Genomic DNA, 20528 nt, shown 5'->3' on the forward strand with positions numbered 1-20528 from the left:
GCGTCGGGGCGGCGGTCCGGCGGTTCACCGGAGGGCGACTCGGTGGTTCAGTGGCTCAGCCACGGCGCCAGTGAAGCAGCTGCCCGCGGACGCCGTCAATGCCCTGGAAAACATGCGGAGTTGACCGAATCCTCGCCATGGGGCGGCCGCTTCGCACCGCCTCCTGGGGCGGACGTTCACGGAGTGCGCCGTACGCGATGAAGTAGGCGGGCAGGCGCCGCGTCCAGGGCATCCCGGCGATCAGCCGCCCGACACGCCGGGCGCGCTTCGCACTGCCGAGGGGCGGCCGGCCCTGCAGGACAGGAGCGATGAAGCGGGCGTGCGCCGTCCGCTGGAGCGCCTGCGTGGCGACCGTGGTGAATCCGCGCCGGCGCTGCACCCCGCGCACGTCACGCAGGCTCACCCGTCCGCGCAGGAGCGGCCCGGCCAGGATGCGGGCGGTGGCCACGGCGTCCTGGACCGCGAGGTTGATGCCGATGCCGAACACCGGGGACATGGCGTGCGCGGCGTCGCCGATGCACAGCAGGCCCGGCCGGTGCCAGCGACGCAGCCGGTCCAGGCGTACGTCGAGCAGCTTGACGTCGTCCCACGAGGTGAGCGCGCCGGTGCGGCCGGCGATCCAGGGGACGGCGGCGGTGAAGTCGGCCAGGAAGCGCGGGAGTCCGGCGGCGCGGCGCTCGGCGTCGGTGCCCTTGGGGATGAGCGCGGCGCACTGCCAGTAGTCCCCGCGGTCGATCATCGCGGTCAGGAAGCGGTCGCCGGCTCCGCCGAAGAGTCCGCGCGGGTCGCTCTCGTGCCGCGGGAGCCGGAACCACCAGGCGTCCATCGGGCAGGGGAAGCCGCGCAGTCCGAGTTCCGGCCGCAGGCGTGCCAGTGATCCGCGGCCGTCGCAGGCGACGGTGAGGAGGGCCCGCAGTTCTCCCGTGCGGCCGTCCGCCGTCCGGTAGCGCACACCGCTCACGCGTCCCGACTCGGTGAGGAACGAGGTCGCCTCGGTGTTCATCCGCAGCTCGAAGCCCGGCTCACGGCGGGCCTCGTCCGCGAGCAGGTCCAGCAGGTCCCACTGGGGCACCATCGCCACGTAGTTGTACGGACCGCGCAGGACGGCGAGGTCGGCGACCGTGACCGCCGAGCGGCCGGCGCCGACGGGCAACTGGACGGTGCGCACCCGGCGCTGCGGCAACCGGGCGAAGCGTTCGGCCAGCCCCAGGTCGTCGAGCAGCGCCAGGGTGGAGGGGTGGACGGTGTCACCGCGGAAGTCGCGCAGGAAGTCGGCGTGCTTCTCCAGCACCGTCACGGCGACGCCGGCCCGGGCCAGCAGCAGGGCGAGCACCATGCCCGCGGGGCCGCCTCCCACGACACAGCATGTGGTGCGTTCCATGTCGGCCCTGCCCTTCGGGGAGAGCAGAAATTCATCGGTCGATGAATATCGTACGCCTCCCGGCGGGCGTCCGGCGACCCGCTCCCCCACCTGCGGCAACGGCGCGTCCGCGGGCGGGCTCAGGCCGACTCGCGCACCACCGCAGCAGGAGCGAGGGCGGCGGGTGCCGGCGGACGTGGTGATCGGTTTCCCGCCTGCTCGCCTCGGGGACGCACACGACCCCGTCCCCGGTCGTGTCGTATCCCTGAGGGCCGAGGCGCCGTCGGCCGGACCGTCCGGCGGTCAGACCGGATGCCCCTGCGCCGCGAGCCAGCGGTGGACGCACTCCTTGTCCGCGGGCGTGATGCGCGCGGGGCCCTCGACCTCCGGGCCCTCGTCCTCGTTGAAGGCCGTGTCGGTGACCCGCGCGGTCACCCAGGTGGCCAGGTCCTGCGCGCACTCGCCGCCCAGCGTGCCGTTCCGCCAGCCCTCCCGGGCCCGGCGGGCGGCGCCGGGATCATGGCGTTCCGTCTCCTCGAGCCAGACGGGCACCAACCGGTCCACCACCTGCCGGTCGGAGGGGAAAGGCTCCTGCCGCTCCTGTGCTGCCATGCCGCCCGGGTTTCCCGCGGGCGGACGGCTGACACCCCGGCGGCGCACCCGGCGGTCGAGAGCACCGACCGCGCTGCTCAGAAGGCCGTGTGGGCGACCCATCGGTCGAGGACCCCGGTGTCACCGGTGACATCGAGGGCGGGGTCCCCGTACGGCAGCCGGCCGTAGAGGAACAGCAGCACATCCGCCGCCCGCCCGCGCACCGCCACGGTGTGCGAGGCGGCCGCGGCCGCCTCGCCGTCGGCCGGGGGCAGCAGGCGAAAACCGTCCGGGTCCAGCCGTACCAGCCACTCCTCGACGACCCCGTCCGCGGCGTCCGCGCACCGGAAGGCGACGGTCTCGCCGTCGCCGCGCAGCTTGTCCACGTCGGGCGCGAAGAGACCGGCGTAGGGGAGGTTGACGAGGAACTCGTCCACGCCGTCGGCGGCCAGGGCCGGGTCGACGTCGGGCGTCCGGCCGACGGCGCGCTCCGCGTCCGTGCGGTGGACCAGGGTCTCGAAGAGCATCCTGCGGGCCCAGAACCGGGCGTGCTGGTCCTCGCCCCACGCCCACATCACGGCCAGGGGGTCCGTGGCCTCGAACACGTCCGCCACGCCGGGGGCACCCGCCGCCACCCAGGCCGGACGGTCGCGCACGTCGTCCGGCAGCCCCAGGTCCACCTCGCGGCTGCGCGGCGGCTCCTGCACCCGCCGGGTCAGGAGTACGGAGAACCAGCGCTGCACCGCCCCCACATGGACGGTGAGGTCGGCCAGGGTCCAGTCCGGGCAGGAGGGCACGGCGGTCGCCGGGTCGGCGCCCGCGACCGTTTCGGCGAAGCGGCGGGTCTCGCGTGCCACGGCCTCGCGGTAGGTGTCGTACGGCAGCGGGTGTCCTGCCCTGCTCGTCGTCGTTGCCATCGGTGCCGCCGTTCCTGTCCTCGAACCGTGCTTCGTCGCGCCCAGTGTGGCTGCTGGAGTCCACTCGAAGGCAAATTCGGGCCGGTCCGCCGCCCACGGTCTCAGGGGATCTCCTGCTCGGCCCAGATGATCTTTCCGTCCCCGGTGTACCGGACACCCCAGCGGTGGGAGAGCTGGGCCACCAGGAACAGGCCGCGACCGCCCTCGTCGGTGCTCCGGGCGTGCCTCAGGCGGGGAGCCGTGCTGCTGGCGTCGGAGACCTCGCAGGTCAGCCGGACGTCGCGCAGGAGCCGTAGCCGAATGGGCAGGGCGGCGTACCGGATGGCGTTGGTGACCAGCTCGCTCACGATGAGCTCCGTCGTCATGGCGAGTTCCCCCAGGCCCCAGTCCTCGACCTGGCGGATGGCCCGGGTCCGGAGATCGCCCACGGCGGCCGGGTCGGGGGGCACCTCCCAGGTGGCGAGCCGGTCGGCGCCGAGGCCGTGGGTACGGGCCAGCAGCAGGGCGATGTCGTCGGGCTGCGGCACGGGGACGAGTTCGTGCACGGCGGACGCGCAGAGCGTGCCCAGGTTGTGCCCGGTGCGCGCGAGGACCGCGCCGAGCCGGGACATGCCCCGCTCCACGTCCTGGTCGCCGCCCTCGATGAGGCCGTCGGTGTAGAGGCCGAAGAGGCTGTTCTCGGCCAGTTCGATCTCGGTCGCCTCGAACGCCATGCCGCCGAGCCCCAGCGGGGGTCCGGCGGGGATCTCCGGAAAGTAGGCGTGTCCGCCGGGGGCGACGACGACGGGGGGCGGATGCCCGGCCCGGGCCATCTCGCAGCGTCTGGTGACGGGGTCGTAGACGGCGTAGAGACAGGTCGCGCCGATGAAGGTGGTCGTGCTGCGTTCTCCGGAGCCGGCGGCGTTCTCCTCGTCGCTCAGCCGCAGCACCAGGTCGTCGAGGTGGGCGAGGAGTTCGTCGGGGGGCAGCTCCATGTCGGCCAGTGTCTGGACGGCGGTGCGCAGCCTGCCCATGCTCGCCGCCGCGGCGATGCCGTGGCCCACCACGTCCCCGATGACGAGCCCCATGCGGCCGCCGGACAGGGGGATCACGTCGAACCAGTCGCCGCCTACGCCGCCCGTCGGATCCGCGGGCAGGTAGGACGAGGCGACCTCCAGGGCCGTGCCTCCGGACAGGGCGGGCGGCAGCAGACTGCGCTGCAGCGTCACCGCCGCCATGTGCTCCCGGGTGTAGCGGCGGGCGTTGTCGACGCAGACCGCCGCCCGTGCGACCAGCTCGCGGGCCAGCAGGACGTCGTCGGGCCCGAAGGGGACGGGGTTGAGCGACCGGGCGAAGGTGGTGAGTCCGAGGGCGGTGTTCCGGGCCCGCATCGGCGCCGCGATCATCGTGTGCAGGCCGAACTCGCGGATGCGTTCCGCCCGCACGGGCTCCTCCGTGGCCCACAGGGCGTCCGACGGGTCGAGGACCGGGATGAGCCTCGGCTCTCCGCTGATCAGCATGTTCACGTCGCGGGGCGGTGGGAGGAAGCCGACCTCCTCGCCGATGCGGGCCACGGCTTCGGGGCAGCCCGCCCGCACCGACTGCATGCCGGCACGGCGCATCGCCGGGGTGGCCGGAGGGGGTCCCGCGTCGGTCAGCCACGCTCCGTGCCCCTCGGTGCTGAGGACGGGTTCCAGCAGGTCGACGACGACGAAGTCCGCGAAGCGGGGGACGGCGAAGTCGGCGAGTTCCTGGGCCGTCCGCAGCACGTCGAGGGTCGTGCCGATGCTGGTGCCGGCCTCGTTGACGAGCGTCAGCAGCTGCCGGGCGGTCCAGCGCTCGGTGATGTCCTGGACCAGGTAGCAGATGCCGCTGGCGGCGCCGTCGGCGTCCACCAGCGGGAAGAACGACGTGGAGAAGGCGTGCCGGCGGTGCGGGTCGGCCCAGCTCCATCCCGCGTACTCGTAGTCGGTCACCGGCACTCCGGTCGCCAGGGCCTTGCGCATCAGCCCTTCCAGGGCCTCCGCCTGCAGTCCGGGCAGCACGTCGCTCACCCTGCGGCCGAGCCGCTGCTCACGGGGGACGCCGCCGAACTGCTCCAGGGTGTCGTTCAGCCACACGTAGCGCAGGTCCTGGTCCATGACGGCCATGCCGACCGGCAGGCGGGTCAGGAATCCGTCGAGGACGGACCGGGCGACCGTCCACTGCGGTCGCTGCTCACGCGCCGACACCAGGAAGCACTCGTCCGCGCCGATCCGGAAGGACGCCGAGACCAGGAGGTGGACGTCGAGGCAGCGGCCGTCCCGGTGCCGTACGGCGATCAGCCCGCTCCAGCCGTGACCGGCGCGGCACCGTTCGGCGACGGCCGCGGCTCGCAGGGGATCGTCGGGCATGGCCAGCAGGTGCGCGGCGGAGCCGCCGACGACCTCCCGTGCCGGGTAGCCGAGCAGTGCCTCGGCGCTCAGGGTCCAGCCGAGCACGACCCCGTTCGGCGCGATCACCGCGGCCGCGTCGCTGGACGCGTCGAAGAGGTCACCCGGTCCCGCGGACGTGGATGCGGAGATACCCTTTCGCGGAGATTCCATCATGTAGACCCTTACACCACAATGGTCTTATTTATGCACGCTATGGGCTTAATGTTGGCCATCAGTGCGCCCCGGCGGTGCCGGGTGGACCATGGGGGTACCGGCCCTCAGCACATACCCGCACGGCCGTGCCGGCAGCGACCGCGAGACCGGCCGGCCGGTGGAGGTGGATCCGGGATGGCAGTGGAATCCTTCGAGACCGGCCACGAGGACGAGCGGCCCGAGCTGCCGCGGCCGACCGGTCTGCTGGATGTGCTCAGCGTGGCCGCGGTGGCCCTGGACACCCGCGGGCGCGTGGTCTTCTGGACGCCGCAGGCCGAGGACCTCTTCGGTTACACGGCGGAGGAGGCCCTCGGCGAGAACGCGACGCGCCTGCTCGTGCGTCCCGAGCATCTGCAGGCCGTGTCGAGCCTGTTCACGGAGGTGCTGGAGACCGGCCGCGGCTGGGCCGGCGCCTTCCCCGTGCGACACAAGGACGGCAGCACCCGGCTGACGGAGTTCCGCACCATGCGGCTGCTGGACGACCTCGGGGACGCCTACGCCCTGGGCATCGCGGCGGACCACACCCTGCTCCAGCGCGTCGAGACGGATCTGGCGCTGTGCGAGCAGCTGGTGAACCAGTCCCCCATCGGCCTCGCCCTCCTCGACCCCGACCTGCGCTACCTGCTGGTCAACCCGGCGCTGGAACGCATCGACGGCATCCCCGCCGAGGACCACACCGGCCGCCATCTGCGGGAGACCCTGCCGTTCCCGGACGTCGACACCGTCGAATCGGCCCTGCGCCAGGTGCTCACCACCGGCACGCCCCTCATCGACCAGTACCACGTGGGCCGTCCGCCCGCCGATCCCGAGCACGATCACGCCTGGTCGCTCTCCTTCTACCGGCTGGCGGACCCCGGCGGCCGGATCCTCGGCGCGGCCGTCTCGGTCGTCGACGTCACCGAACGGCACCGCGCGGCGGCCGAGGCCGACCGGGCGCGACGGCGCCTGGCACTCATCGCCGAGGCCTCGACGCGGGTCGGCACCACCCTGGACGTGCAGCAGACCGCCGACGAGCTGGCGGAGATCGCCGCTCCGGCGCTGGCCGACGTGGTCGCCGTGGACGTCCTCGACTCCGCGCTGGCCTGCCGCCGCATCCGCAAGCCCGACAACGGCCCCGAGCTCTTCCGGGCGCTCGCCCTGAAGGCCGCCCACCCCACCGTCGCCGAGCGCGCCGCCGACCCGCCCGGCGATCTCGCCACGTACGACGGCGACCGTCTCGTCACCCTGTGCGTGCACACCGGCCGGCCGGTGCTGGTCCGCCACGTCGGGGCACAGGACCTGCCGCGCATCGCCCGGGACGCAGAGGCCGGGGCGTTGCTGGCCCGGGCCGGCGTCCACTCGTACCTCGCGGTACCGCTGATCGCGCACGGCGAGGTGATCGGCGCCCTCGATCTCAAACGCACCCGCAATCCGGCGCCGTTCGACGACGACGACGTGGTCCTGGCCGGTGAACTCGCCGGCCGGGCCGCGGTGGCCATCGACAACGCCCGCTGGTTCCAGAGCGTCCGCAACACCGCGCTGACCCTCCAGCGCAGTCTGCTGCCCGACCACTCGACGCACCACACGGGCCTGGAGGTCGCCTCCCGTTACCAGCCCGCGCAGGCCACCAGCGAGGTCGGCGGCGACTGGTACGACGTCATCTCGCTGGCCGACGACAAGACCGCCCTGGTGGTCGGCGACGTCATGGGCAACGGGATCGACGCCGCCGCCACCATGGGCCGGCTGCGCACCGCCACCTGCGCCTACGCTGAGCTCGACCTGGCTCCCGCCGAGGTGCTCCAGCACCTGGACAAGGTCACCTGCGACCTCGAGCACTACATCGTCACCTGCCTGTACGCGGTGTACGACCCTCGTACCAGGCGGTGCACCATCGCCAACGCCGGACACATGCCGCCCGCCCTCGTCCGGGGCGACTCCCCCACGCTCCTCGATCTGCCCGCCGCTGCCCCGCTCGGCGTCGGCGGCATCGCCTTCGAGGCCACCTCGTTCGAACTGCTCCCCGGTGACCTGCTGGTCCTCTACACCGACGGTCTGGTCGAGACCCGTCAGCACCCCATAGACGACCGTCTCGACGTCCTGCTGAGCTTCCTGGACGAGCCCCGGCGCCCGTTGGAGGAGACCTGCGACCTCCTCCTCTACGGCCTGCGCCACCCCGACGACCACGACGACGTGGCCCTCCTCATCGCCCGCGCGCTGTAGAGGGCGGGGCGGGGCGGTCGTGATGCGCGGGGCCCTCTCGGACCCCCGAGGCGCCGTCGCCGCGCAGCACGATCAGCCGGGGCTGTCCGGTGTCCGCTCTCGTCCTCCGCAGCGTGCCGGCGCCCTGGCTCGCCGTGTGGGCGGCGCGTGAGCGGCGGTCGTCGCACGGCCGACGCGCCGGATACTCCAGTCGGGTTGGACTGTCATGCCGAAGGGTGCAATTCGGCCGCTCCACGCCGCCATCCGGCCCCCGGCCCGGAAAGGATGGCGGCTTACGCACGATGTGAACCGCGAGCATCTGGAGACACCTTCTTGTGAGCATCCTCAACGACCCCCACGGTGCCGCGGCAGCCGAGGACTCGTACGAGAACGAGCTGCCCATCAAGCGGAGGCAGCCCGGGAACGTCGTGGTGAGGTGGCTGACGACCACCGACCACAAGACGATCGGCACGCTCTATCTGGGCACGTCGTTCGCCTTCTTCCTGATCGGCGGCGTGATGGCGCTGATCATGCGCGCCGAGCTGGCCCGCCCGGGTATCCAGATCGTCTCCAACGAGCAGTACAACCAGCTGTTCACGATGCACGGCACCGTGATGCTGCTGATGTTCGCGACGCCGTTGTTCGCCGGCTTCACGAACTGGATCATGCCGCTGCAGATCGGCGCGCCCGACGTGGCGTTCCCGCGGCTGAACATGTTCGCCTACTGGCTCTACCTGTTCGGCTCCTCCATCGCGGTCGGTGGCTTCCTCACCCCGCAGGGCGCGGCCGACTTCGGCTGGTTCGCCTACTCCCCGCTGTCGGACGTCGTCCGCAGCCCGGGTCTCGGCTCGGATCTGTGGATCATGGGTCTGGCCTTCTCCGGCTTCGGCACCATCCTCGGCGCCGTCAACTTCATCACCACGATCATCTGCATGCGCGCTCCCGGCATGACGATGTTCCGCATGCCGATCTTCGTATGGAACGTGCTGCTGACGGCCGTCCTGGTCCTGCTGGCCTTCCCGGTCCTCGCGGCCGCGCTGTTCGCCCTGGAGGCGGACCGCAAGTTCGGCGCCCACGTCTTCGACGCCGCCAACGGCGGCGCCCTGCTGTGGCAACACCTCTTCTGGTTCTTCGGCCACCCGGAGGTGTACATCATCGCGCTGCCGTTCTTCGGCATCGTCACCGAGATCATCCCGGTCTTCTCCCGCAAGCCGATCTTCGGCTACATGGGCCTCGTCGCGGCGACCATCGCGATCGCCGGTCTGTCCGTGACGGTGTGGGCCCACCACATGTACGTCACCGGCGGAGTGCTGCTGCCGTTCTTCTCCTTCATGACGTTCCTCATCGCCGTACCCACGGGCGTGAAGTTCTTCAACTGGATCGGCACCATGTGGAAGGGAAGCATCTCCTTCGAGACACCGATGCTGTGGGCGGTCGGCTTCCTCGTCACCTTCCTCTTCGGTGGTCTGACCGGTGTCATCCTGGCCTCGCCGCCGATGGACTTCCACGTCTCCGACTCGTACTTCGTGGTGGCGCACTTCCACTACGTCGTCTTCGGCACCGTCGTCTTCGCGATGTTCGCCGGCTTCCACTTCTGGTGGCCCAAGTTCAGCGGCCGGATGCTGGACGAGCGGCTCGGGAAGATGTGCTTCTGGACGCTGTTCATCGGCTTCCACGGCACCTTCCTGGTGCAGCACTGGCTCGGCGCCGAGGGCATGCCGCGCCGGTACGCCGACTACCTGGCGACCGACGGCTTCACCGCCCTGAACACCGTCTCCACGATCAGCTCGTTCCTGCTCGGCCTGTCGATCCTGCCGTTCCTCTACAACGTGTGGAAGACGGGCCGGTACGGCAAGATGGTCGGCGTGGACGACCCGTGGGGCTACGGCCGTTCGCTGGAGTGGGCGACCTCCTGCCCGCCACCGCGGCACAACTTCGTCACCCTGCCGCGGATCCGCAGCGAATCCCCGGCCTTCGACCTGCACCACCCCGAGATCGCCGAGTTCGAGCACGAGGCGAACCTCGCCAGGCGCGACGCCGTGGACACCCACGGACCGGAAAGCGGCCGGTCTTGACGTCGCCACGCGGTCAGGGGGCCCCGCCGGACCGGAGCAGCGGGGAACTCGCCAACGAGGTCGAGGGATTCCTCCTCCTGCAAGCGGAACGGGAGCAGGCGCAGCGCGAGGCCGAAGCCCTCTGCGCGCGCCTGCCCTGGCTCACCACCGGGCAGGCCGAGGACCTGACGCGCCACTACACCGAGCAGCGTCTCGGGCTGACCCGGCAGGCCCTGCAGGCGTTCACCGACCGCGCGGGGCGCCTGCGCGGCGAGTACGAGGCCCGGTACGCAGACCTGCGCCGCACCCTGCTCCGACGGCACGCCGTATGGGCGTGTCTTCTGCTCGCCTCCTCGATCACCGTCAGCACCGGTGCCGCCTGGCTGACCCGCTGACGCGACCGGTGCCGGCTCCGGCCCGCGCCCGCGGTCGCAGCGGGGTGGTGCGGCGGGAGCCGGTCCTCCGCACCCCGGCGTCGCGGCTACACGTCGGCGATGATCTTCGTCAGGTGGTAGGCGGTGCCGTAGCGGACGACGCCCCGGAGTATCCCCAGGGGGTCGCGGGGGGCGGCCTTGCGCTTGTGGGGCTGGTGCGTGAAGGGGATGCCGGACCAGGGGTTCTCCGCGTGGTGGTGGCTGCCGCGCGGGGCGTCCGGCTCGATCGCCCAGTACACCCAGGTGCTGTCGTGGTGACGGCAGAGGACCTGCCCCAGGTACCAGACGGCGCCCTGGAGGAAGGGTCCCTCCCGGTCGGCGTCGAAGTCGGCGAGGGTTCCGTAGCGGGCGCGCAGCCGCTGTTCCAGCACGTCCAGGCCGGCGGCGGTGAAGTCGCCGTCCCCCGGGCCGTCGGATCCGAACAGTCGGTGCGCCCACTCCGGGTGGGCCTCCTCCCGCTCGGCGAGCCACAGTTGCAGCCATGCGTCCGCCGGCTGGGGGCCGATCGGGTCCAGCGGTGAGCGTTCCTTGTGCGGCTCCCAGCCCGGTACGGCACGGCGCCGCTCGGACACGGCGTCGGCGAGCTGGTCACGCTCACGCGTCAGCACCTCGCCGGAGCCTTCGGCGAGGGCGACGTCGACGAGGGTGCCGACGGACAGCGGGGGCAGGCCGAGGTCGGGGTCGGGGCTGACGAGCGGATCGCCGTCCTCGCCTCCCGTCGCGGGATCGATGTCCCATCGGCCGCCGCAGACGTCCATGAGCACTTCCCCGATGTACGCGGTGGCGGCACGGCGGAAGGCGTCGTCGTGCTCACCGTCGAGCAGGGCCTGCTCCAGAACGGCCAGGGAGCCGGGCGAGTAGTCGAAGGGGAAGTCGGCGGGCAGATGCACCTGTTCGAGCCGTGCGGCGAGCACCTGCAGATCGTCGAGCCAGCGGTCGAGGAGGGTCGCGTGGGTGGGCGTGGCCGGATCGGTGGTCATGGGTGGGAAGCGTAGGCCGAAGCGGCGCGGGGGTTCCCAGCGGTCCTGGAGATCCTGTGGTTGTTGTGCGTCGCGGCTGTGCATCTCCGGTGGGTGACGGGGCGTCAGAGGTTAATGTGCTGGAAAAGGCGGTGGCATCAACGGGGGCCATGCACCGCCCGGTTGACCTTCCTCGCCCTGCGCACAGGGGTTCAGACCTGCCCCCACGAGGGACACAACCATGCATTCTGCGATACGCGTGCGCGGCCTGGCCGCACTGCGCGCGGCGGCCGTCGTGCTCGGCGCGACCGTACTGGTGGCCGGTCCGCTGCCCGGGCTTCACGACAGCGCCGACGCGGCACCACCGAAGCCGATGCTGGGCCGCTGTATGGACAAGTACGGCACGAGTCCGACGCCGCCACCGGCGTACCGGCTGCCCGGCTACAAGCCGGCCGGGCCGAACCAGTGGAAGACGCCGAACGCCGAGGACCGCTTCTACTCCTACGACAACCTCGCCAAGGGCTTCGAGGCCCTCACCGATCCGGGCGTGATCGGCCTTCCCGAGGGCGACAGCCCGAAGAAGTACGCGTGGGGCACTCCGGAGAACGCGGTCGCCACCTGGAAGGAGAAACAGGCCGGCGCGAAACCCTACGAGGGTTCGTTCAACGAGTGGCTGAACAACGTCTACTCCCGGAACGAGGGCAACAACAAGCGGGGGAACGCCTTCGAGTCGGAGGTCGTGAAGTACTTCGACCTCGGTGGCGTGGACTGGATCTGCCAGAAGAACCTGCGCGACCTCAACCCCGGCCTCTACAAGGACCTCGAGCGGACGCTCGGCAAGGACGTGATGAAGGACGGCCGGGTCTTCGACGCGGTCAACCAGCGCACACGGACCGTCTACGAGATCAAGTCCGGGATCGGTTACGACGCCCGGCAGCTGAAGATCGACGCGGAGCTGGTCCGCCGGGGCTGGAAGGTCGTCTACATCAACGGGCAGGAGCCCGACGCGAAGACGGTCCAGAAGTACGGCTCCGCCGGGGTGAAGTACTACCGGCACTCCGCCACCCCGAATCCGCGGTACACCGTCGGGAAGTACACCCCGAAGAGCAACCAGTTGATGACGCCGGACCCGAACCGGCCCTCCTTCGGGTCGGGCGGTGACATGGCGCGCAGGTCGGCGCCCACGCCCGAGGACGCCCGGCGGCAGAGCGAGCGGGCCCGCGGGCTGATCCGGCAGCCGGGCAACAGCCTGCGCAGCCCGGGCGGTGTCGACTTCTCGACACTGGACATCTCCTACGTCGGGCAGACGAAGACGGGGAACCTCTCCTACGCCTTCAGCGCGAAGAACACCGACGAGGAGACCGCGCCCGGCTACGGCGGCGCGGAGAAGGCCCAGCTGATCTCGGACGCCTTCTTCACCTGGCTCGCTCTGACGCCGGACCACTTCTGGGTCAACCTCAACCCGGACGACCCTGACACGATCATGAAGGCGCCGTTCGACAGGACCGACGCCGGCCGTGTCCTGCTCGAGGCCGACATGGAGATGAAGCACGACTTCGGTCGCGCGGAAGACCCGAAGACGGACGCCGGGAAGCGGTTCTGGGAGGGGATCAGCAAGGTCGACGGCAGGCCCTGCATGGGCTCCACCCGGAACTGGATCACCCCGAAGAAGGCCGAGGTCCGCATCGAGGACGACGGCGCCTACATTCTCAGCGCCCCGTTGGAGGTCCAGACCGTCGCCCAGGACTACAGCACGCCCGGCCCCGGCGGCGGCATGCCCTGCACCCTGACCAAGGAGCAGACGGCCCACAACATGGACGTCTACCGGCAGACGGTACTGCCGGTGGTGGAGAAGCAGATCAACGAGGACGCCAAGTACGCCGATCTGCGCCGCGTGTACAAGGCCCGCATCGCCGCGGAGTACGTCCGCCAGACCGTGGCCCGCGACCCGAAGGCCTTCGGCGGCTCGTTCGGCGGGATCATCGACAGCGACCAGGTGAAGCGCTGGCCGCTGCGCGGCAAGAACGCGGGCTGGGACAAGATGACCGTGTGGAAGGAGATGAAGCGGTCGTACACCGAGGGCGACTTCAAGTACGAGATCCCCGTGGGCGGCGAGGTCTGGGTGTACACGGTCGGTGGCGTCGACATGACCAAGCAGCCGCAGCGCAAGGTCGGCCGGGCCCGCTTCCGTGCCGAGAAGCCCAACCTGCCTTCCGTGACCAGGGGTTCGCGCAACGAGGCGCTCGGCTACCAGGCGACCGGCACGACCGTGATGGGCGGCGACAACAGCGGCCGGTCCGGTGGCGGCAGGCCCAACCCGAAGCCGACCCCGACCGGCAGGCCCACCGCCGAGCCGACCGGCACACCGGCGCCCACCACCAGCACCCCGGCACCGGCGCCGTCCGGCGACGGCGGCCACGGCACGTCGCCCACCGGAGGCAGTGACCAGGGCGGCAGCATGGCCGACACCGGCACCCAGGTACTGGCCGTCGCCGGGATCGCCGCCGCCCTCCTCGTCGCGGGAACGGCGCTCGTCCGGCTCAGGCGCCGCCGCGGCAGCCGCGACTGACCGACGCCGGGCACGCCCGCGAAAGGCCCCCGCACCCCTGGTCGGCAGGGGTGCGGGGGCCGGGTACCTCTTACGGAGTCGTGACGTGGCGGCCCGGCGCCCGTGTTCCCGGCGCTGCCCGCCCTAGCGTGGCCCCATGCGCGTACTGGTCACCGGCGGTGCCGGGTTCATCGGGTCCCATGTGGTGGAGGCACTGCGGGCGGGCGGTCACGAACCGCTCGTGTACGACGTCCGGGAGGATCCCGGCGCGGACGTCCGGGACCCGTCGGCCGTCGCCACGGCCCTCGCCGGTGTGGACGCCGTGTGCCACCAGGCGGCGATGGTCGGCCTCGGCGACGGGGTCGCCGACGCGGCGGAGTACGTCTCGCGCAACGACCTGGGTACGGCCGTACTGGTCGCCGCCATGGCCGAAGCGGGCGTGCGGCACCTCGTGCTCGCCGGTTCGATGGTCGTCTACGGAGAGGGCGGGTACGCGTGCGCGCGGCACGGTGCCGTACGGCCGGGTCCGCGGGCCGTGGCCGACCTGGACGCGGGGCGGTTCGAGCCGCGATGCCCGGAGTGCGGGCGGGACCTCGCCCCCGGCCTGGTCGGCGAACAGGCCCCCGCCGACCCCCGGAACGTGTACGCGGCGACCAAACTGGCCCAGGAGCACCTGGTGGCCGCCTGGGCCCGGTGCACGGGCGGGTCGGCCGTGTCGCTGAGGTACCACAACGTGTACGGCCCCCGGATGCCGCGCGACACCCCCTATGCCGGGGTCGCGTCCTTCTTCCGCTCGGCGCTCGCCCGCGGGCAGGCGCCCCGGGTGTTCGAGGACGGACGGCAGCGACGGGACTTCGTGCACGTGCGGGACGTGGCCGCGGCGAACGTGGCGGCGCTGGAGGCGGAGACCGAGCCGGGGGCCCTCACGGCCTACAACACCGGCAGCGGGGATCCGCGTACCGTCGGGGAGATGGCGTCGGCGCTGTCCGCCGCGTGCGGGGGGCCGGAACCGGTGGTCACCGGGGAGTACCGGCTCGGCGACGTGCGGCACATCACCGCGGACTCCTCACGGCTGCGGACCGCGCTGGGCTGGCTGCCGGAGGTCGGATTCGCCGAGGGCATGAGGGAGTTCGCGCGGGCCGGCCTGCGCGAGGAGTGAGTCGGGGGGCGCGGTGCGGGTCAGGGCGCGGCCGGGAGGATCACCTCGAAGCGGCAGCCGCCGGGGATGTTGCGGACGGTCGCGTGGCCCTCGTGCGCCTCCACGATGCCCCGGACGATGGCGAGGCCGAGGCCCGCGCCCGCGGGCGGCGTCCGGGCGTCGCTGCCGCGCCAGCCGGTGTCGAAGACGCGCGGCAGATCCTCCTCGGGGATGCCGCCGCAGCCGTCCGTGACGGACAGCAGCACGCCGTCGCCGGTGCGTTCGGCGGCGACCGCGACGGTGCCGTCGGAGGGGGTGCGGCGGATGGCGTTCACGAGCAGGTTGCCGAGCACACGGCTCATCTCCTTGCCGTCCACCTCGACCGGCACCGGCTCGACCCGGTCGCCCACCAGGCGCACCCCGTGCTCCCTGGCCAGCGGGTCGACTCCGGCCAGGGCGTCGCCGACCAGGTCGTACAGGGAGATCCGGGAGGGGGTGAGCGGGAGGGTGCCCGCGTGGATGCGGGAGAGTTCGAAGAGGTCGCCGACCATGTCGTTGAGCCGTTCGACCTCCGTGCGCATCTGCCTCAGGTAGCGGCCGGGGTCGGCGGCCACACCGTCCTCCAGCGCCTCCGACATGGCGCGCAGGCCCGCCAGCGGGGTGCGCAGATCGTGCGAGATCCAGGCGACGAGCTCCCGCCTGGACGTCTCCAGCGTCCGCTCCCGCTCGCGGGACTCGGCGAGCCTGGCGCTGGTCGCGGCCAACTCCCGTCCGAGCGCGTCCAGTTCGGCGGTGGCCGGGCCGTCGGGGGCCGCGAAGGTCCCTCCGTCGCCGAACGAGCGTGCGGCCAGGGCGAGTTCGTGGCTGCGGGCCACGACCCAGCGGCCCAGCAGCAGGGCGGTGGCCAGGGAGACGACGGCCGCCATCGCGACGACCGTGGTGACGACGCTCAGGTCGTGCGGCGAGAGGAACATCGCCCAGGCGACGGCGAGGGTTCCGGAGAGCATCGCGACCACTCCGACCGCCGCGACCACGGTGAGCGAGGCGGTGAGCGAGCGCCGGCGGATCAGGCGCAGCACCGCCGCTCCGGCCAGTCCGGTGGCGGCGGCGCCGGCGAAGGCGTACAGGGCGATGAGGAGGGTGTCGCGCATGGTCAGTTCACCGCCCCGGCGGCCTCGAAGCGGTAGCCGACGCCCCACACGGTCTGGATCAGACGGGGCCGGGCCGGGTCGTCCTCGACCTTGCCGCGCAGCCTGCGGACGTGGACGGTGACGGTGGACAGGTCGCCGAAGTCCCAGCCCCAGACCTCGCGCATCAGGTCCTCGCGGCTGTAGGCACGGCCGGGATGCCGCAGGAAGAAGACGAGCAGGTCGAACTCTCGCAGGGTGAGGCCGAGTTCCCGGCCGTTCTTGGTGGCGCGGCGGGCGTCCGGGTCGACCGACAGGCCGGCCGCGGCGAGCGGTTGCCCGGTGGTGGCGGGGCGGCTGCGGCGCAGTACCGACTCGACGCGCAGGACGAGTTCCCGGGGGCTGAACGGTTTGGTGACGTAGTCGTCGGCGCCGACCTCCAGGCCGAGGATGCGGTCGTCCTCGTCGCCTCGGGCGGTGAGCATGATGACCGGCACGGGGCCGTGGGCCCGGATCCGGCGGCAGACCTCCAGGCCGTCCATGCCGGGCAGCATGAGGTCGAGCACGACGAGGTCGGGCAGGCGCGCGGCGGCGTGGGTGAGGGCCGTCGGGCCGTCGCCGGCCCGGTCGACCGCGTAGCCGGCGCGATGGAGGTAGCCGGTGACGACCTCGGCGACGGTGGGGTCGTCGTCGACGACCAGGACCCGGGCCGGAGCGTCGGCGGCCGCGGCCCCGTGGGGCTCGTGCTGCTGGTGCATGGCTCCAGCCTCGCACCGCGCGCTGCCCTTCGCGGGCCCCCGCGGGCGGCGTCCGTGTTTCGTAAGGATCAGCTGTCCCTTATGCCCGATTCTGCTTCGTAGGGTGGAAAGCGTGACGACCACTCCCACGGACGTCGACGTGGTGCTGCCCTGCCTGAACGAGGCCGAGGCCCTGCCCTGGGTGCTCGCCCGGATTCCGGCCGGCTGGCGCGCCGTCGTCGTCGACAACGGTTCCACCGACGGCTCGGCCGAGGTCGCCCGCGCGCTCGGCGCCACCGTGGTGCACGAGCCGCGGCGCGGCTTCGGCGCCGCCTGCCACGCCGGGCTGACCGCGGCCAGCGCCGACCTCGTCTGCTTCTGCGACTGCGACGCCTCCCTCGACCCCTCGCTGCTCGTCCCCTTCGTCCGGGAGGTCAACGAGGGCGGCGCCGACCTGGTCCTCGGGCGGCGACGCCCCCGGGGCAGGGGTGCCTGGCCGGTCCACGCGCGGGCCGGCAACCTCGCCCTGGCGCGGATGCTGCGCCGCCGTACCGGCCTGCGCCTGCACGACCTGGGGCCGCTGCGTGCCGCCCGCCGTGAGCCGCTGCTCGCGCTCGGCCTCACCGACCGGCGCAGCGGCTACCCGCTGCAGATGGTCGTGCGCGCGGCCGACGCGGGCTGGCGGATCGCCGAGCACGACGTGCCCTACCTCCCGCGCACCGGTACGTCCAAGGTGACCGGCACCTGGCGCGGCACCTGGCAGGCCGTGCGGGACATGCGCCGGGTCCTGGCCGACGCACCGGTCCCCGGGGCCGGCGCCGACCGGAGGGCCGTACGGTGACCACCCTGCTCGTCATCGCCAAGGAACCGCGTCCGGGACGCGTCAAGACCCGGCTCACCCCGCCGTTCTCCCCCGAGGAGGCGGCACAGCTGGCGGAGGCGGCCCTCGCCGACACGCTGCACGCCGTGGCGGCCGCGCCCGCGTCCCGGCGCGTCCTCGTCCTCGACGGGTCCCCGGGGCCTTGGCTGCCGCCCGGATTCGAGGTCGTCCCGCAGTGCGCGGGCGGGCTGGACGAGCGGCTGGCGGACGCCTTCGCGCACTGTCCCGGCCCCGCCCTCCTCATCGGCATGGACACTCCGCAGGTGACGCCGGAACTGCTGACGGTGGACCTCGCGGACTGCGACGCCTGTCTGGGCCCGGCGGAGGACGGCGGCTTCTGGGCCCTGGGCCTGGCCGATCCCGATCCGGCGCTGCTGCGGGGTGTGCCCATGTCGACCCCGGTGACGGGCGCCCTGCAGCGGGAGCGGCTGGTCGCCGCCGGGCTGCGGGTGCGCGACCTGCCCACGCTGCGGGACGTCGACGTCGCCGCCGACGCCCGCGCCGTGGCGGCGCTCGCCCCGCACGGCCGGTTCGCCGCGCGGCTGGCCCGCTGCGCGCCCGTGGCGCGGCGATGAGCGCCCCGCCCGCCGCCCGGCACGCGTGGGCGGCCGCAGACCCGTACGCGGCGGCGCTGCGCACCGGCCGGGGCCCGCTGTTCCTGCGCCGCGCGGACGGCTGGCTGCTGCCGCTGGAGGTGGAGCGCTGGTGCGCCCGCGCGGACGCGACCGACCGGGCGGTGCTGGACCGGTGCGAGGGCGCGGTGCTCGACGTCGGCTGCGGGCCGGGCCGGCTGGTCGTGGAACTCGCCGACCGTGGCCGTACCGTGCTCGGGATCGACGTCAGCGAGGCGGCCGTCGAACACACCGTGGGACGGTTGGCGCCGCCCACGTCCGGGGAGGACGCGGCACGGGCGCTGCGCCGCTCGGTGTTCGAGCCGCTGCCCGGCGAGGGCCGCTGGGACACCGTCCTGCTGATGGACGGCAACGTCGGCATCGGCGGGAATCCGCCGGTCCTGCTGGAGCGCGTGGCCGGCCTCCTGCGGCCGGGCGGGCTGCTGATCGCCGAGACCGTGCCGGCGAACGTGGACGAACGCACCGAAGTGCAGGTGGTCGACGCCGTCGGTGCCTTACGGGCCGACGGGGTCCCGTTCTCCTGGGCCCGCCTCGGCACCCCGGCCCTGCTCCGCCACGGGCGCAGGGCCGGCTGGCGGCGCGTCGCTCAGTGGGAGGCGGGCGGCAGGTGCTTCGCCGCCCTGCGCACCCGCAGCGCCAGCAGCAGCGCGGAGCCGCCGAAGAGCGCGGCGGTGATCAGCAGCCAGCGCGCCAGGAAGCCGTCCGGGGACAGCCCGGTGGCCGTCCGGTAACGCTCGCTCACCATCCCGCTGATCAGTGGGAACCAGACGAGGAGCAGCAGGCCCGACAGCACGGCCGGGACGCGCACGTACGGCGTCCGGGCGCGCCGTCCGCCGGCGTCGAGGCCGCGCATCACCGCCCGGTCCGCCGCCGTGTACAGCGGCAGCAGGACGAGGTCGTGCAGCAGCGCGGCACCGACGATCCACAGCGCCACCCCCCGCCAGTCCCCGGCGAGCAGTCGTACTCCGGCGTAGGCGGCGAGCGCGAACGAGCAGGCGAGCAGCAGCAGTTGGAGAGGGCTGCCGAGGGGCAGCGGGCGGCGCGGCATCACAGGTCTCCGAAGGTGAGTCGGGCCACCCACTTGGTGTTCATCACGCCGGGTGCGGCGGGCACGATGATCCGCGCCGGGTGGCCGTGGTCGGGTGACAGTTCCTCGCCGTTGACGTACAGGGCGAGCAGGGAGCGCGGGTCGGCCGTCTGGTTGGCGCGCAGGGCGGCGCGGCGGAAGGCGCCGTGCCGTTGCAGGGACTCCACGAACACGTCCGGCGGATCGCCGTCGTACCCGACGAGTGCCGCGAGGTCGCGCAGTCGTACGCCGCGCCACCACTGGTCGGCGGTCGACCAGCCCTCCACGCAGGCGATGGGCAGTGACGAGCTGTGCTGCGGCAGTCGGAGCAGCTCGGCACGGCTGAGCCGGACGGTGCCGGTGCGGCCGGTGACGACCAGCCGCCAGACGTCGTCGTGGGTGTCGGCCGGGGTGATCCCGGCGTAGCGGGCCGTCTTGTTGATCTGGAAGCCGTTCGGACCGCCGCCCGGATCCGCCGTGCCGTGCGGGGCGAGCAGGGCCGTACGGCGGAAGGGGCCGCCGAGGCTCTGGCCGACGGTGGTCAGGAACAGCAGCAGCGAGCCGCCGCCGACCAGCGCGAGCGCGCCGCGCCGGGAGACCGTGGGCGGATCGGGTCGCGGGGACACCAGGGAGTCCGCCGCCGGGTCGGACGGCGCCGGAGCGTCCGCCGCCGCGGTGTCCGGCCGTTCCGGGAAGGCGCCCTCCCGCATCCGCAGCCGTACGGCGCGCACGGCGGTCGGCGCCTTCAGCACCGCGTGGGCCACGAACGCGGCGAAGAACACCCAGGCCCCGTAGAAGTGCAGCGGGTAGAAGGAGCCGGGGAAGACGTAGGCGAGCTGGATGTTGAGCACTCCGGTCGTGAACTCGAACAGGCCGCCGCCGACCAGGAGCAACAGGGAGATCCGCTCCAGCGCGTGCGCCACGGAGCGGGCCGGCGGCAGCGCGAAGAGCCTCGGCACGACCGACCACAGCTTGGCCAGCAGCACGGGGACCAGGGTGATGCCGAGCGTGACGTGCACGCCCTGGGTGAACCGGTACAGCCATACCGGGCCGGTCGGCCAGGCGAAGAGGTAGAAGCCGAGGAGGCCCTTGTCCGGGGTCTGGTCGTTCACCGGGGCGAGGTCCGGGTTGTAGGCGGCGTACGACACCAGGCCGGTCACGAACAGCACGGTGATGCCGACGAGCAGGACGAGGCCGAGCACGGAGGTGAACCACGGGCCGCGCAGGGGGCTGCGCCAGAAACCGGGGGACGTGGGAAGCCGGGGATGGTCGCGCATGTCCCGACGGTAGGCCGGGAAGCC

The 20528-nt window shown here is 72.8% G+C and carries 16 protein-coding genes; 8 read left to right on the forward strand and 8 right to left on the reverse strand.

Annotated features, from left to right (window positions below; all coding sequences use genetic code 11):
• Positions 1–55: 55 nt before the first annotated feature.
• The 4 genes from ACF08B_RS22720 to ACF08B_RS22735 form a co-directional block, all read right to left on the reverse strand.
• Positions 56–1381 carry an FAD-dependent oxidoreductase gene (locus ACF08B_RS22720; RefSeq protein WP_392319032.1) on the reverse strand — a complete coding sequence of 442 codons (1326 nt, stop codon included), beginning with the start codon at positions 1379–1381 and terminating at the stop codon, positions 56–58.
• Positions 1382–1663: 282 nt separating this feature from the next.
• The gene (locus tag ACF08B_RS22725; protein ID WP_392319033.1) at positions 1664–1972 is read right to left on the reverse strand and encodes a hypothetical protein; all 309 of its coding nucleotides are present in this window, start codon (positions 1970–1972) and stop codon (positions 1664–1666) included.
• A gap of 77 nt (positions 1973–2049) precedes the next feature.
• Positions 2050–2868, reverse strand: a complete 819-nt coding sequence (locus ACF08B_RS22730; RefSeq protein ID WP_392319034.1) for a maleylpyruvate isomerase family mycothiol-dependent enzyme — start codon at positions 2866–2868, stop codon at positions 2050–2052.
• 101 nt (positions 2869–2969) lie between these two features.
• The gene (locus tag ACF08B_RS22735) at positions 2970–5432 is read right to left on the reverse strand and encodes a SpoIIE family protein phosphatase (protein WP_392319035.1); all 2463 of its coding nucleotides are present in this window, start codon (positions 5430–5432) and stop codon (positions 2970–2972) included.
• A 177-nt stretch (positions 5433–5609) separates the two neighbouring features.
• Between ACF08B_RS22735 and ACF08B_RS22740 the strand changes: the two genes are divergently transcribed.
• The 3 genes from ACF08B_RS22740 to ACF08B_RS22750 all read left to right on the forward strand — a co-directional run bounded on the left by ACF08B_RS22740 (position 5610) and on the right by ACF08B_RS22750 (position 10101).
• Positions 5610–7673, forward strand: coding sequence for a SpoIIE family protein phosphatase (locus tag ACF08B_RS22740; protein WP_392319036.1), 2064 nt, complete (start codon positions 5610–5612; stop codon positions 7671–7673).
• Positions 7674–7987: 314 nt separating this feature from the next.
• Entirely contained in the window at positions 7988–9727 is a 1740-nt protein-coding gene (ctaD, locus tag ACF08B_RS22745; RefSeq protein WP_392319037.1) for a cytochrome c oxidase subunit I, read from the forward strand.
• Entirely contained in the window at positions 9724–10101 is a 378-nt protein-coding gene (locus ACF08B_RS22750) for a hypothetical protein (RefSeq protein WP_392319038.1), read from the forward strand. Before ctaD ends, ACF08B_RS22750 begins: the two co-directional genes overlap by 4 nt.
• Before the next feature lie 86 nt (positions 10102–10187).
• On the opposite strand, the gene ACF08B_RS22755 is transcribed toward ACF08B_RS22750, so the two are convergent.
• On the reverse strand, positions 10188–11120 hold the full coding sequence (locus tag ACF08B_RS22755) for a hypothetical protein (protein WP_392319039.1): 933 nt from the start codon (positions 11118–11120) through the stop codon (positions 10188–10190).
• Positions 11121–11340: 220 nt separating this feature from the next.
• Between ACF08B_RS22755 and ACF08B_RS22760 the strand changes: the two genes are divergently transcribed.
• Positions 11341–13668, forward strand: coding sequence for a hypothetical protein (locus ACF08B_RS22760; protein WP_392319040.1), 2328 nt, complete (start codon positions 11341–11343; stop codon positions 13666–13668).
• A 136-nt stretch (positions 13669–13804) separates the two neighbouring features.
• A complete protein-coding gene (locus ACF08B_RS22765; RefSeq protein ID WP_392319041.1) occupies positions 13805–14806 on the forward strand; it encodes an NAD-dependent epimerase/dehydratase family protein in 1002 nt (333 codons plus the stop codon).
• 20 nt (positions 14807–14826) lie between these two features.
• On the opposite strand, the gene ACF08B_RS22770 is transcribed toward ACF08B_RS22765, so the two are convergent.
• Both ACF08B_RS22770 and ACF08B_RS22775 read right to left on the reverse strand, forming a co-directional pair.
• Positions 14827–15936: a sensor histidine kinase gene (locus ACF08B_RS22770; RefSeq protein ID WP_392319042.1), complete on the reverse strand. Its 1110-nt coding sequence runs from the start codon at positions 15934–15936 to the stop codon at positions 14827–14829.
• A 2-nt stretch (positions 15937–15938) separates the two neighbouring features.
• Positions 15939–16670 carry a response regulator transcription factor gene (locus ACF08B_RS22775; protein ID WP_392319043.1) on the reverse strand — a complete coding sequence of 244 codons (732 nt, stop codon included), beginning with the start codon at positions 16668–16670 and terminating at the stop codon, positions 15939–15941.
• A gap of 103 nt (positions 16671–16773) precedes the next feature.
• Between ACF08B_RS22775 and ACF08B_RS22780 the strand changes: the two genes are divergently transcribed.
• Genes ACF08B_RS22780 through ACF08B_RS22790 form a run of 3 tightly spaced genes read left to right on the forward strand, consistent with a single transcriptional unit; the run spans position 16774 to position 18892 of the window.
• Positions 16774–17490 (forward strand): glycosyltransferase family 2 protein, encoded by a 717-nt coding sequence (locus tag ACF08B_RS22780; protein ID WP_392319044.1) that lies wholly within the window; start codon positions 16774–16776, stop codon positions 17488–17490.
• A complete protein-coding gene (locus ACF08B_RS22785) occupies positions 17487–18104 on the forward strand; it encodes a DUF2064 domain-containing protein (RefSeq protein ID WP_392319045.1) in 618 nt (205 codons plus the stop codon). Before ACF08B_RS22780 ends, ACF08B_RS22785 begins: the two co-directional genes overlap by 4 nt.
• Complete coding sequence (locus ACF08B_RS22790; protein ID WP_392319046.1) at positions 18101–18892, forward strand: class I SAM-dependent methyltransferase; 792 nt, start codon at positions 18101–18103, stop codon at positions 18890–18892. Before ACF08B_RS22785 ends, ACF08B_RS22790 begins: the two co-directional genes overlap by 4 nt.
• A gap of 316 nt (positions 18893–19208) precedes the next feature.
• Here the strand turns inward: ACF08B_RS22790 and ACF08B_RS22795 are convergent, their stop codons facing one another.
• Positions 19209–20504 carry a molybdopterin-dependent oxidoreductase gene (locus tag ACF08B_RS22795; protein ID WP_392319047.1) on the reverse strand — a complete coding sequence of 432 codons (1296 nt, stop codon included), beginning with the start codon at positions 20502–20504 and terminating at the stop codon, positions 19209–19211.
• Positions 20505–20528: the final 24 nt, after the last annotated feature.

The sequence above is a fragment of the Streptomyces sp. NPDC015139 genome (genome assembly GCF_043079785.1).
GTDB classification, from domain to species: Bacteria; Actinomycetota; Actinomycetes; order Streptomycetales; family Streptomycetaceae; genus Streptomyces; species Streptomyces albidocamelliae.

Coding starts and splice junctions, on each gene's coding strand:
- ACF08B_RS22755 (WP_392319039.1), bottom strand. CDS start 11,120: ATGACCACCGATCCGGCCACGCCCACCCACGCGACCCTCCTCGACCGC.
- ACF08B_RS22730 (WP_392319034.1), bottom strand. CDS start 2,868: ATGGCAACGACGACGAGCAGGGCAGGACACCCGCTGCCGTACGACACC.
- ACF08B_RS22760 (WP_392319040.1), top strand. CDS start 11,341: ATGCATTCTGCGATACGCGTGCGCGGCCTGGCCGCACTGCGCGCGGCG.
- ACF08B_RS22795 (WP_392319047.1), bottom strand. CDS start 20,504: ATGCGCGACCATCCCCGGCTTCCCACGTCCCCCGGTTTCTGGCGCAGC.
- ACF08B_RS22725 (WP_392319033.1), bottom strand. CDS start 1,972: ATGGCAGCACAGGAGCGGCAGGAGCCTTTCCCCTCCGACCGGCAGGTG.
- ACF08B_RS22775 (WP_392319043.1), bottom strand. CDS start 16,670: ATGCACCAGCAGCACGAGCCCCACGGGGCCGCGGCCGCCGACGCTCCG.
- ACF08B_RS22720 (WP_392319032.1), bottom strand. CDS start 1,381: ATGGAACGCACCACATGCTGTGTCGTGGGAGGCGGCCCCGCGGGCATG.
- ACF08B_RS22740 (WP_392319036.1), top strand. CDS start 5,610: ATGGCAGTGGAATCCTTCGAGACCGGCCACGAGGACGAGCGGCCCGAG.
- ACF08B_RS22765 (WP_392319041.1), top strand. CDS start 13,805: ATGCGCGTACTGGTCACCGGCGGTGCCGGGTTCATCGGGTCCCATGTG.
- ACF08B_RS22735 (WP_392319035.1), bottom strand. CDS start 5,432: ATGGAATCTCCGCGAAAGGGTATCTCCGCATCCACGTCCGCGGGACCG.
- ACF08B_RS22790 (WP_392319046.1), top strand. CDS start 18,101: ATGAGCGCCCCGCCCGCCGCCCGGCACGCGTGGGCGGCCGCAGACCCG.
- ACF08B_RS22770 (WP_392319042.1), bottom strand. CDS start 15,936: ATGCGCGACACCCTCCTCATCGCCCTGTACGCCTTCGCCGGCGCCGCC.